Consider the following 12932-nt stretch of genomic DNA (forward strand, 5'->3'; position numbering starts at 1 on the left):
TTGATGGTGGGCGGTGCGGGGGTTCCCGCGGGGTTCAGGAGTGGAACGGCAGTCCGGCGTCCGGCGCGAGCTCCAGATCGTCGCCGTCCGGCGGCGGCAGCAGGCTGGCCGTACCGTCCGAGACCGGGACGACGCCGAGCTCCAGAAGCTCGGCCATGGCAGCGCTGCCCGCCATGTCGCGGACCTGCAACTGATAGCGCGCCGTGGTGCGGTAGGTGCCGCCCGCGTCGTCCCCGGTGCGCTGGAGGAACCCGGAGTCGGCGAGGAAGGCGACGGCCTTGGCGATGATGCCCGTGGTGGAACCGGCGAGCCTGCGGGCGTCCTTGGTGGCGCCGGTGGCGCTGCGCCGGGCGTAGACCCGCCAGGCCGCCTCCAGCCCCGGTGCGTCGGTGGCCGGGTCGGTGTTCTCACCCTCGGCCCCGGCCCGCTCCTCCAGCCTGCGGCACGCCTGGCGTACGAAGGAGTCCACACCGTTGACGGTGATGCGGCCGATGTAGCCGTCGTCGGCCAGGTCCTCGGGGCGGGGGAAGGCCATGGCGGCGCAGGCGAGATGGGCGAGGCCGTGCAGGAAGCGGTCCGTGGAGTCCGCGCCGGCCCGCCGGGCGTAGTCGCCCATGCGTACCGCGAAGACGGAGTCCTCGGCGGCGGCCAGCGCCATGCCCGCGCGGGTGGAGACCTCCAGCACGACGAGCCCCAGGCCGGTGGCCACGGCGTCGGCCAGCCGCGCGAACGCGGGTTCCTCGCGGTAGCGGCGCAGGAGTTCGGTGTATTCGGCGTCCCTGGCGGGGACCAGCTTCGGGTGCAGCCCGAACGACACAAGGCGGGCCGCGTCGGCCGCGTCCGCGGGGGTCACTTGCGGAGCGGAGTTCTCTTTGCCGAGCCCCTCGTCCGGGTCGGGCTCCGGTGCGAAGTCAGTCACGTCCCTCACGTTCCTTCGGTGCTGCGGCTGCTTCTTCCGGTGCTGCCGCGTGGCGTCGCGCCGTTGTCGGATACAGCCGTTTCACGCCGCCTCCGTTCGGTCCGCCGCCATCCCGGCCGCGTCCAGCAGCGCCGTCCCCACAATGAGATCCGCACCGCCGAACTCCGGGTCGTCCAAGGGCGTGCCGTCATCCACGGCGAACAGCAACCGCGGCTCGCCCTGCCGGTACGCCGTGCCGACAGGCGGACTCGCGGCGTGGACGGCGAGCAGGGCGATGAGGTACGGCAGTTCGGGATCCCGGCGCCGGGCGTCGGCCAGCAGTCCGGAGAGCCGGCGCGGCGCGTCGGGAGGGAGCTCCAACAGCTCCATGGCAACGGCCAGCTGCTCCTCGCTGAAGCGGCTGTCGTCGGGTGTGGCGACCAGGTCGGGTTCGGGCATCTCGGCGCCCAGATGTTCCCGTGGCGCGGGCGGGGTCAGCAGCATGTCGGTGAGATCGCCCAGCCGTACGGCACCTGGCGTGCGCAGCCCGGCGCCCCGGGCGAAGAAGGCGTCGGTGACGCGGGTGGCCCGCTCCAGCGGCAGCGGCAGTACGGGCGCGAGGAGCTGGCCGTACAGATCGAGTCCGGCGCGTGCCGCGGGGGGCGCGAAGGACTGCCGGTCCTGTTCGGCACGGAAGAGCGGGCCGGCCTCCAGCAGCCGGGACTGGAGCTGGGTGTGGCGGCGGATGCAGTCCTTGACGATGTCGACCAGTTCGGCGGCGCGGCGCTTGTGGTCGGCGTCCTCGGCCTCGTCGCGCGCCTTGCGGATGTTGGTGAGGATGGCGTTCTCGTGGCGGTAGCGGTCGGCGACATGGTCGAGGGCTTCGGTGATCATGTCGGGGACGGCGCTGAGCCAGTCGACGGCGCGTACGTCGCGCCGGGTGGCCTCCAGGGTGCGGCGCAGCGTCTCCGCGTACTGGACGGTGCGGTAGCGGGCCTGTTCGGCGGCGAGCTGGGCGTCGGCGAGCCGGCCGCGGCTGATGAGGACCTCCAGCTTGACCTCGGCGGCGATCTGGGCGCTGGTGACGTCCGTGTCGAGCGCACCGACCAGGACGTTGACGGCCTCGTCGGTGGTGCGCAGATAGACGCTGCCGCCGGGGCCCGGCACCTCCTCGATGAGCTTGAAGTCGTAGTCCCGCCGTACGTATGTGCCGTCGGGGTCGAAGGTGCCGTAGACCGCTCGGAAGCCGCGGTCCACGCTGCCGACGTTGATCATGTTCTCCAGCACCCAGCGGGCCACCCGTTCGTGTTCGGCGGGCTCTCGGGTGGGGGCCTGCGCCGCGATGCGCGGCAGCAGCTTGGCGACGACCTGCTCGTGGTCGGCGCCGGTGTCGAAGTCCATCTGGAGCGTGACCAGGTCGATGGCGGCCAGCGCCAGCTCGGCCATCTCGTAGGTGCTGTACTCCCCCGCGAGGTTGGCCTTGCGGGTGTCGAGGTCGTGCAGCGGCGCCGTGCAGGCGAGCGCGCGCAGGCGGCGGGCCAGGCCCTCGTCGGCCGCGGGGCCCGGGGCCGGGGAGGGTGCGGATGCACCTGTCCTTGCCTGCGTGCTCGTCGTGGTGGCGCTCTCAGTCACGACGGACACATTAAGCGGTCGCACTGACAAGATCCGAAACGGCACGGTTGTCACGGTCCAGGGCGGTTGTCCCGACCCGGGCGGCCATCAGCTCAGGGACGGGTGTTCGGAGCCCGCCGAGGGCGGTGTGCCGGTTGCGGCCGACCGGTCAGCGTAGCTGGCGGGCGTAGCCCTCGGCGAGCTGGCGCCGGGAGTCGTCGAGGTAGACGGCGAGCAGCTGCTCGGCACCGGCCGCGTCGCCGCTCTGGAGGGCGCGCAGGATCTGCTCGTTGCGCGGCAGATAGGGCTCGTGGAAGCGGCGGGGGTTCTCCATCACGTGGAAGACGAGCCGGAGTTCGGCCAGCACTCCGCGCATCATCTCGTCGGTGCGCGGGCTTCCGGCCAGCTCGACGAGCCCTTGGTGGAAGTGCATATTGGCGGTCCCCAGGTCGCGCCAGCGGTGCTCGTCCGCCGCGCGCCGGCCCGCCGCCACCGCCGTCTCCATCGCCGTCATGGCCGCTGTCGGGTAGGGCGGTGCCGCCAGCTGCCGCAGCGTGGCGCATTCGACCAGGCGTCGGACGCGGTAGAGGTCCTCCAGGTCCTGGACGGTGAGCTTGCGGACGAACATGCCGCGGTTGAGCTCGTGGACCAGCAGTCGCTCGTGGGTGAGCAGCCGGAAGGCCTCGCGCAGCGTGTTGCGCGAGATGCCCAGCGCGTTGCCGATCTCCTCCTCGGCCAGCCGCATGCCGGGCTGGAAGCCGCCCTCGATGATCCGGGTGCGCAGGATGCCCGCGACGCGCTCCGCCGTACTGGTGCGCCCCAACAGTCTTCGATCGCCGCTGAGTTCGTCCAGCACGTTGTCGCTCATGGCTGAAGTGAACCGCAGTTCCCAGAACGTGACAACAACAGGATTGCGGAATCGTTCAACAATCCCCTACTTTGCCATCAGGGGGACATGAGACCTGCGTCACCCCAACTGCGCGACACGGCCCATGAATTGCCGCGCGCCCGTCCGGACGCCGGCCTGTCGTCTGCGAGGTGCCCATGAGCACGGCCCCGAAGGCTCGCACCGCGAGCGAGGACATCAACGAGGACATCCACGACAGCGGCGCCTTCGGCTGGCTCCGCTCCCTCGGCCCCCGTGGACGGCGCGCCTTCGTCGGCGCGTTCGGGGGGTACGGCCTGGACGCGTACGACTTCTACGCGCTCCCGCTGAGCATGGTCGCCATCGCGGCGTACTTCGGGCTCAGCAGCGGACAGACCGGACTGCTGGTCACCGTGACCATGGTCGCGTCCGGCGTCGGCGGGGCGCTGGCCGGAGTGCTGGCCGACCGGATCGGCCGGGTCCCGGCGCTGATCGCCACGGTGCTCACCTACGCGCTGTTCACCGTCGCGTGCGGCACCGCGCCCAACTACGAGACGCTGCTGGTCTTCCGCGCACTCCAGGGGGTCGGCTTCGGCGGCGAGTGGGCGGTGGGCGCCGTGCTGGTCGCCGAGTACACCTCGGCGCACCACCGGGGGCGCACACTCGCCGCCGTGCAGAGCGCGTGGGCGGTGGGCTGGGGGCTCGCCGTGCTGGTCTACACAGCCGTCTTCGGACTGCTGGAGCAGGACACCGCCTGGCGCGTGATGTTCTTCACCGGCGCGCTTCCCGCCCTGCTGGTGCTCTACGTACGCAAGAACGTCAGCGACGCCCCGGAGGCCGAACGACAGCGCCACCGCAAGTCGTCCCTCGGCACGTTCGCCGCCATCTTCCGGCCGCGGCTGCTGCGCACCACCGTGTTCGCCTCACTGATGGCCACCGGGGTGCAGGGCGGCTACTACACGCTCGCCACCTGGGTGCCCGCCTATCTGTCGAAGGACCGCGGGTTCGCCGTCGTCACCACCGGTGGCTTCCTCGCCGCGCAGATCCTGGGCGCGTTCCTCGGCTACCTCACCGGCGGCTATCTGACGGATCTGCTGGGCCGCAAGAAGAACATCGCCGTCTTCGCCGCGCTCTCGGCCCTCTGCATCGTCGGCTACACCCAGGTGCCGACGGGCGCCGACGCGCTGCTGCTGGTGCTCGGATTCCCGCTCGGCTTCTGCATGTCCGCCATCTTCAGCGGCTTCGGCTCCTTCCTCGCCGAGCTCTACCCGACCTCCGTCCGCGGCACCGGCCAGGGCTTCACCTACAACGTGGGGCGCGGCCTGGGCGCCGCCTTCCCCGCGCTGGTGGGCGCACTGGCCGACAGCTGGGGCGTGGGCGGAGCGCTGGTGTTCGGTGCCGCGGCCTATGCGCTCGCCGCACTGGCACTGCTCGGCCTGCCGGAGACCCGCGGCCGTGAACTGGCCCAGCTGAACTGACCGTCCGCACGGCGGCCCCGCGCCGCCCCGATGGACACTCCGCGGACAGGAGGAACACCATGTCCTGCAACAACTCGCCCCATCCCATCGACCCGGCCGAAGTACGCGCACTGCACCGTGCCGGGCTCGACGCTCCCACGGCGTGCTGGACCCCCAGCCATGCGCGGGCCCACCTGGTGGCCGTCCCGGTCTCCTGGGCGCACGATCTCTCGCTGTACTGCGCGCAGAACCGGCACGCGCTGCCCGTGCTCGACATCGGTGCGGCCGGAGGCTGGACGACGCGGCTGGCGGCAGGCGCAGACCTGCGGACCGATCTCGCCCGCTACCGGGTGTGGCGGGACGGCGAACTCGTCGACGAGCCCCCACAGGTCACGGACCACTGGCTCGACGACCTCGTCGCCTTCCTGCTGGGCCGCCCCGTCGCCCTCGACGCGGACCTGGCGGCCGCCGGCGTACCGCTGCGCCATGTGGAGCAGGGGCAGCCGGTACCGCAGTACGTGACCAACCGCTCGTGCCGGCCGGCGGGACGGCTGAACGGGCCGCTCGTGGTGGCCATGCGGCCGGTACCCGCGCCGCTGGTGGCCGCCACCCGCACCGCACGCGGAGCCTGGCCGCTCGCTCCGGTCGGACCCCTGCACACCGGGGACCCCGAGGCGCTGGGCATCCGTGCGCTCTCCTGCCCCGACTTCGGCGGCCGGGTGCGCCCGGCGCCCGGCGACGTACCGGTGTTCTGGGCGAGCGGTGTCACAGCGCAGGCGGCGCTGATGTCGGCGCGTCCGCCGTTCGCCATCACCGAGGCGCCGGGCCATCCGCTGATCACGGACCTGCCCAGCGGCCCGCCCCTGGCCGCGTGAAGCGGGGCGCGAGGTGGGTGCATCGCGCTCGCGTGAGGGAGCGCGGGGGAAGCGCGAGGTGGGCACACCGCGCCCCCGTGAGGGAGCAACGCCCGGCCGCACAGGGCAGCGTGCCGGGGAACCGACGGCGCGATACGGGGCGCGTCAGCCGGGAGGTGGCGGCGACGGTGGGGTGCCGTAGCCGCCACCGCCCGGGGTGTGCAGCACCAGCGCGTCGCCCGCGTCGAGTTCGGCCACATCGCGCCCGGCCAGCTCCGTGCGCGTGCCGTCCGCGCGCTCGACGGCATTGGCGCCCAGCGCTCCGGGACGGCCGCCCGCCATCCCGTAGGGGGCGACACGCCGGTGCCCCGTCAGCAGCGCGACGGTGACCGGCTCCAGGAAGCGCAGCCGCCGCACCACACCGTCGCCGCCCCGCCAGCGGCCCGTGCCTCCGCTGCCCCGGCGCACATGGAAGTCCTCGACCCGCACCGGGTAGCGGAACTCCAGCACTTCGGGGTCGGTCAGCCGTGAGTTGGTCATATGGGTCTGCACCGCGTCCGCGCCGTCGAAGCCGTCTCCGGCTCCGGAGCCGCTGGCGACCGTCTCGTAGTACTGGACGCGCTCGTTTCCGAAGGTGACGTTGTTCATCGTCCCGGAGCCCTCCGCCTGCACCCCGAGCGCCGCATAGAGGGCACCGGTGACGGCCTGCGAGGTCTCCACGTTTCCCGCCACTGTCGCGGCGGGGTACACGGGCGCGAGCATCGAGCCCTCAGGGATACGCACTTCCAGCGGAGCCAGACAGCCGCTGTTGAGCGGGATGTCGTCGGCCACCAGCGTCCGGAAGACATACAGCACCGCCGCCGTCACCACGGAGCTGGGCGCGTTGAGGTTGTCGTCCCGCTGCGGCGAGGTGCCGGTGAAGTCGAGCACTGCCGTACGGTTCGCGCGGTCCACGCCGACGGACAGCCGGATGACGGCGCCGCTGTCCGTCTCGTACGCACAACTGCCGTCGCTCAGCCGGGTGATGATGCGGCGTACGGACTCCTCCGCGTTGTCGCGCACGTGCCGCATGTACGCCTGTACGACATCGAGTCCGAACTGGTCGGTCATCTTGCGGAGTTCCGCGATGCCCTTCTCGTTCGCGGCGATCTGGGCGCGCAGGTCGGCGATGTTGGTGTCCGGGTCGCGGGAGGGGTAGCGGGCTCCGGTGAGCAGGGCGCGGGTCTCGTCCTCGCGCAGCTTCCCGTCGCGCACCAGCAGCCACGCGTCGAACAGCACGCCCTCCTCCTCGACGGTACGGCTGAAGGCGGGCATCGAGCCGGGGGTGAGGCCGCCGATCTCGGCGTGGTGACCGCGCGAGGCGACCAGGAAGCGCAGCCGGTGCTCTCCCTCCGCGCCGTCGCGCTCCTGGTCGAAGACCGGCGTCACCACAGTGATGTCCGGCAGATGAGTGCCGCCGTGGTACGGGTCGTTGACGGCGTAGACGTCCCCCGGGCGCAGCTGCCCCGCGGTGCGCCGCAGTACCTCCTTGATGGAGTCCCCCATCGAGCCCAGGTGCACCGGGATGTGCGGTGCGTTGGCGATGAGGTTGCCCTCCGGGTCGAAGAGCGCACAGGAGAAGTCGAGCCGCTCCTTGATGTTGACGGAGTGCGCCGTGTTCTCCAGACGGACGCCCATCTGCTCGGCGATCGCCATGAAGAGGTTGTTGAACACCTCCAGCCGCACCGGGTCGACCTCGGTGCCCATCGCGGCCACCGCCTCCCGTTCCTGTACCCGGGTCAGCAGCAGATGCCCGTGCGGATCGGCCCCGGCCGCCCAGCCCGGGTCCAGCACGGTGGTGGCGTCCGGCTCCACGACGACGGCCGGCCCGGTCACCCGCTGACCCGGACGCAGCTCCTCCCGCCGGTACAGCGGGGTCTCCTGCCACCGCCCGCCCGTGAACATCCGCACCACGTCAAGAGGTTCAGGACTGCCCTGACCCGGCTCCGGAGTGACCGGGTGCGCGCTGACCGGGCCCGCCGTGCCGGTCGCCTCCGCGACAACGGTGGCGACCACCAGCGGCTTGTCCATGGTGAAGCCGTAGCGTGCCCGGTGCTCGGCCGCGAAGTCCTCCGCCATCCGGTCCGCGCCGCCCAGCGGAACGGTCAGCACGGCGTCCGTTCCGGCGTACCGCAGCTGCAACCGCGCGGTCGTGCTGATCGCCTCGTCCGGAATGCCGTCGGCCCGCAACTCCTCCCGGGTCTGCCCCTCCAGCCCGGCGCACAGGTCGCGCACCTCGACCAGCCGCTCCTCGGTCAGCTCACCCTCCACGGACTGCTCGCGCAGCGCGGTGGCGTCCGCCACGCCGATCCCGTACGCGGACAGCACCCCGGCCAGCGGCGGTACGACCACCGTACGGATGCCCAACTCGTCGGCGACCGCACAGGCGTGCTGGCCGCCCGCGCCGCCGAAGCTCGCCAGCGCGTAGCGGGTGACGTCGTGGCCGCGCTGTACGGAGATCTTCTTGACGGCGTTCGCCATGTTGAGCACGGCGATCTCCAGGAACCCCGCGGCGACCTGCTCGGGGGTGTGCCCGTCGCCGGTCTCCTCGGCGATCCGCGTAAAGCCCGCCCGGACCGCCTCGGGATCCAGCGGCTGATCGCCCTGCGGCCCGAAGACGGCGGGGAAGTGCGCGGGCTGGATTCGCCCCAGCATCACATTGGCGTCGGTGACGGTCAGCGGGCCGCCACGCCGGTAGCAGGCCGGCCCGGGGACCGCGCCCGCCGAGTCGGGGCCGACGCGGTAGCGGGCACCGTCGAAGTGCAGCACCGAGCCTCCGCCGGCCGCCACGGTGTGGATGTCCATCATGGGCGCCCGCATCCTGACCCCCGCCACCTGGGTGCCGAACACCCGCTCAAGCGCGCCCGCGTAGTGCGACACATCGGTGGACGTACCGCCCATGTCGAAGCCGATGACCCGCTCGTGCCCCACCTCGGCGCAGCTGCGGGCCATCCCGACGACACCGCCGGCCGGGCCGGACAGCACGGCGTCCTTGCCCCTGAAGTGCCCGGCCTCGCGCAGGCCGCCGTTCGACTGCATGAACATCAGCCGGACACCGCTCAGTTCACGCGCCACCTCATCGACGTAGCGGCGCAGCACGGGCGACAGATAGGCGTCCACGACGGTGGTGTCGCCGCGCGACACCAGTTTGATCAGCGGGCTGACCTCGTGCGAGCAGCTCACCTGCGAGAACCCCGCCTCGTGCGCGAGGCGGGCGACCTCGCGCTCGTGTGCGGGGTGCCGGTAGGCGTGCAGCAGTACGACGGCGGCGCTGCGGAAACCCGCGCGGCGTGCCTCCTGAAGGGCGCGCGCCGTGGCCTCCCGGTCGAGCGGCTCCACGACGGTGCCGTCGACGCCCATCCGTTCCGGGAGCTCCGCCACGCGGTCGTACAGCGCCTCCGGCAGCACGATGTGGCGGTCGAAGATGCGCGGCCGGTTCTGGTACGCGATCGTGAGGGCGTCCCGGAAGCCCCGGGTGGTGATCAGGACCGCCGGCTCTCCCTTGCGCTCCAGGAGGGCGTTGGTGGCGACGGTGGTGCCCATCTTGACGGCGTCGATCCGGTCGGCCGGAACGGGATCCTGCGGCGGTACCTCCAGCAGTCCGCGGATCCCCTCGACCGCGGCGTCCTGGTCGGGCCGCCCCGGATCGTGGGACAGCACCTTCGCGCTGACGAGCGTGCCGTCGGGCCGCCGCCCGATCACATCCGTGAACGTCCCGCCCCGATCAACCCAGAACTCCCACCGGCCACCCACCCTCCCCATGGTGTGCTCGCCGTCTTCCTGCCGCAACGGCGCACGGCGGCAACGGCCCGCGGCGAGGACGGTCAGGCGGGAGGTGTGAGACGGCCGCGAATTGCGGTCTGGACGCCGGCCTCCTCGGCCGGATCCGCGGCGAGCCGCCGAAGGCGCTCCACCACACGTGCGTCACCCGTGGCGGCGTACTCCGCGGCGACCTGCCGGGTGGTCTCCTCGCAGTCCCACAGGCACTCGATGGCGAACCCGGCGGGGAAGGACGGATCGGTGGCGGCGAGCGAGCGGGCTGTGCGCCCTCTCAGCTGTGAGGAGGCAGTCTCACGGTAGATGTGCCGCAGCACAGGTGCCGCGCAGCTGATGGACAGCCGCCCGGCGCCGTCCACGAGCGGCCACAGAGCCGCACTGTCGGGGCCCTCCAGCCGGATGGTGCGGCGCAGGGCCGCGAGAACGGCGTCGGCGTCCTGTTCGCCGCCCCGGCAGGCGAGCATCTCAGCGGCGACAGTGGCCAGACCGGGCGGCAGCACGCCCTCGGGGGCCGCGGCCCACCGTCTGGCGCGCTCCAACGCGGCCACGGACCGCATACGGGCGAAGGAGGAGAGGGCGGCGCGGGCGACGGTCTCGCAAGGATCGGCAGCGGCCTCTTCGACGAGGTCGAGCACTTCGGGATCGCCGCGATCGACGAGGTGCCGCAGCGCCGCGGCCCGCGCGGCCTCGTACGGGCCGCGTGCGGCGGCCAGCAGCAGCGGCCGGTCCTCGGGCCCTGCGACGGCGGACAGGCAACGCGCCGCGGGTGCCTCACGGTGCTGGCGCGGATGCTGGTCGTACCCGTCCTGGGCCCACTCGAGGATCTCGCGCACGCTCCACCCGGGCCGCGGGCCGGGGGTGCGCAGCTGGCGTTGCCAGCGATCGAAGGAGCGGCACTCCTGGACCCGCCGCAGCCGGTCGGCCTGCCCGGGGTGTGCGGAATCCTCCGCCCACAGCCGCCAGGGGCGGGGCTCGAAGGCGTCCCGCGCGGCTTCGGCGAGCTCGGCGTCGCCTTCCGGGGTGCGGGGGAAGCGGGCCAGGATGGCCGGGCCCAGCGGACGCAGCCCGGCGTCGTCGTCGCGGACGGCGAGCTCGTCGAGGGCCCACTGCCAGTTGGTGCCGGTGGTGGCATAGCGGCGCAGCAGCCGCAGCGGAGCGTTCTCCTGCCGGCTGTCGCCCTGCGCCGCCGCGTAGGAGGCGAGGTGGCCGAGGACGGAGAGCGCGAGTCCGGTGCGGACCTCGGCCTCCTCGGGGGTGCACAGCAGGTCGGCGGGGTCGAAGAGGTGTGCGGCGATGTCGTCGAGTCCGGCGTCCAGCTCCCTGTGCAGACGCGCGTAGTACAGGGAGCGGTGTTCGACCTGCCAGTCGCGCCTGGGGTCGTGCAGCACACAGTGCCGCAGCGCGCCGAGCGCTTCGGCGCGCGGCGCCGCGAGGGCGTGCAGCGTGCCGTCGCCGCGGCCCCTCTGGAGGAGGCCGAGCAGCGTGCCACTGGGCGCTATGTCTGAATCGACGGAATCGACGAACATAAGAGTCAGCATCCGGTGCGGGGTATTCGGCTGGCAACGGGATTTCCGTTGCCCGGCATTCTTGCCGGTGACCGTGGTTCTACTCCTGCGTTTTACCTTGCGGAGCGAGTGCCCGGTCAAGAGCTGGAGCCTACCCGGAAGTAAACATTCCGCCGAGCCCGGCGACCCCAGGGACGTATGCCGACTACCCGCATCGACATATGACAGCAGCACCACCGCATCGAGTGTGGCCGAATCCCTTACGGTCAGTCGCGGGCTGTGCCACAGTCGTAATCGACTCTCCCCCGTATCGGAGCTCTCTATGGCCTCCCACCTCCATGCGGACCGCTCAGCACCGCAGCCGCCGGACCGCGGCACGCTGGACGCCCTCATCACACAGGCGCGCACGTTGCGCGGCGGCCTCGACGCAGTACGAAAGGGCGCGGGAGGAAGCGGGAGCGATGGGGGCGAACCGGACCCCGGGGTCGCGGGTGCGGACCCGCGCACGCGGTGGCAGCGCGCGCTGTGCGAGCTGGCCGTGCACCAACTCGACGACCTGGGCAGCCAGCTCGACCAGTTACGCGAGGGCATGCCCCCCGTGGCGCCCCGGTCCTGGCCGTCCGCCGACCAGCCCCCGGGGGAAGCGGCGGATACGTCCGGCGCGGCCTACGGCACTGCCGCACCGGCCAGCCAGGGCACGGCCTCCGAGCTGGTCGGCAGGGTCGGCAGCGCGGAGTGGAACCTCCTCACCGACGAGGTGTCCTGGTCGCCGGAGCTGTACCGGATCTTCGGCAGGACCGAGGGGGACGGCCCGCTGTCCCTCGACGAGCTGCCCTCCTGGGTCGTCCCGGAGGACCAGACCGCACTCGCCACCGCGTTCACCGACTGCCTGGTGGACGGCAGGGCGATCGACCAGGAGTTCCACCTGGTGCGCCCCGACGGTTCGGTGCGCACGGTCCACATGGTCGGCGAGCCGGTGCTGGACGACGACGGAAGCACCGCCTCGATGTGGGCCGTACTGCGGGACGTCAGCGAACTGCGGCGCAGCGAGCACGCGGTGCGCGAGACCCGGGACTCCCTCCAGCGCGAGCGGCACATCGCACAGACCGAGCGCAGGCTCGCCGTCGAGCTCCAGGAAGCCGTGCTGCCGCCGTGGCGCGGCTCGCTGAGGTTTCCGCACGGCGACGAGCGGACCACCGGCGCACTCGACCTGGCAGCGCACTATCTGCCGTCCGCGTCCAGCGCGCTGATCGGCGGCGACTGGTACGACGCGATGGAACTGCCGGACGGTGCGACGCTGCTGACGGCCGGCGATCTGACCGGGCACGGTGTCACCGCCACCTCGGGCATGGCCATGCTGCTGGGCGCCGTACGCGGCATGGCGCTGGCCGGTGTGGAACCGGGCGCGCTGATAGGGCACCTGAACCAACTGCTCGACTCCTCGGCGCAGCCGTCCCTGGGCAGCGCACTGTGCTGCCGCTACGACCCGCACTCGTGCACCCTCACCTGGGCGCAGGCGGGCCACCCGCCGCCGCTGCTCTTCCGGGGCGGCGCCGGACGGGTGCTGCGGCGCCCGGAGGGTGTACTGCTGGGCGTCACCTCCGGGGCGACGTACGGGCAGCGCACCGAGCAGCTGGAGCCCGGCGACCTGCTGGTGCTGCACACCGACGGACTGGCGCCCGACGACGCGCGGAGCACGTCCCGGCAGTCGGCACTCCACCCGGGCAGCGCCCGCATGCTGGGCCTCGCCGCCAGGTTCGGTGCGGCCGGCTCGGCGCAGGACTGCGTCCGGGCTGTCGCGGAGGAGTTCGCCGACAGGGAGCGCGAGGACGACGCCTGCGTCCTGGTGGCCCGCGTCACCCGGTGACCTACGTACTGGTGAGCCGCTGATCTCGAAGCACGGTGCCGTTGAGCGCATTGAGACTC

Annotated in this window: 8 protein-coding genes; 3 read left to right on the plus strand and 5 right to left on the minus strand. The window is 72.4% G+C overall.

The window, feature by feature from the left end; genetic code table 11:
• Window positions 1-34 precede the first annotated feature (34 nt).
• From ACQEU8_RS22980 to ACQEU8_RS22990, 3 genes are all read right to left on the minus strand, one after another.
• Window positions 35-919 carry a hypothetical protein gene (locus ACQEU8_RS22980; protein WP_433104038.1) on the minus strand — a complete coding sequence of 295 codons (885 nt, stop codon included), beginning with the start codon at window positions 917-919 and terminating at the stop codon, window positions 35-37.
• Between the two features lie 81 nt (window positions 920-1000).
• Complete coding sequence (locus ACQEU8_RS22985) at window positions 1001-2530, minus strand: hypothetical protein (RefSeq protein WP_433104040.1); 1530 nt, start codon at window positions 2528-2530, stop codon at window positions 1001-1003.
• Window positions 2531-2678: 148 nt separating this feature from the next.
• Window positions 2679-3377, minus strand: a complete 699-nt coding sequence (locus ACQEU8_RS22990) for a GntR family transcriptional regulator (RefSeq protein ID WP_433104042.1) — start codon at window positions 3375-3377, stop codon at window positions 2679-2681.
• A 176-nt stretch (window positions 3378-3553) separates the two neighbouring features.
• Here ACQEU8_RS22990 and ACQEU8_RS22995 point away from each other — a divergent pair, with 176 nt between their 5' ends.
• Complete coding sequence (locus ACQEU8_RS22995) at window positions 3554-4852, plus strand: MFS transporter (protein ID WP_433104044.1); 1299 nt, start codon at window positions 3554-3556, stop codon at window positions 4850-4852.
• A gap of 59 nt (window positions 4853-4911) precedes the next feature.
• On the plus strand, window positions 4912-5706 hold the full coding sequence (locus ACQEU8_RS23000) for a D-glutamate cyclase family protein (protein ID WP_433104046.1): 795 nt from the start codon (window positions 4912-4914) through the stop codon (window positions 5704-5706).
• A 144-nt stretch (window positions 5707-5850) separates the two neighbouring features.
• Here the strand turns inward: ACQEU8_RS23000 and ACQEU8_RS23005 are convergent, their stop codons facing one another.
• A complete protein-coding gene (locus tag ACQEU8_RS23005) occupies window positions 5851-9477 on the minus strand; it encodes a hydantoinase B/oxoprolinase family protein (protein ID WP_433108652.1) in 3627 nt (1208 codons plus the stop codon).
• Window positions 9478-9548: 71 nt separating this feature from the next.
• Window positions 9549-11027, minus strand: coding sequence for a HEAT repeat domain-containing protein (locus ACQEU8_RS23010; protein WP_433108654.1), 1479 nt, complete (start codon window positions 11025-11027; stop codon window positions 9549-9551).
• Between the two features lie 301 nt (window positions 11028-11328).
• Here ACQEU8_RS23010 and ACQEU8_RS23015 point away from each other — a divergent pair, with 301 nt between their 5' ends.
• Entirely contained in the window at window positions 11329-12873 is a 1545-nt protein-coding gene (locus ACQEU8_RS23015; RefSeq protein WP_433104048.1) for a PP2C family protein-serine/threonine phosphatase, read from the plus strand.
• Window positions 12874-12932: the final 59 nt, after the last annotated feature.

This window comes from Streptomyces sp. CA-250714, assembly GCF_050936705.1.
Taxonomy (GTDB): Bacteria; Actinomycetota; Actinomycetes; order Streptomycetales; family Streptomycetaceae; genus Streptomyces.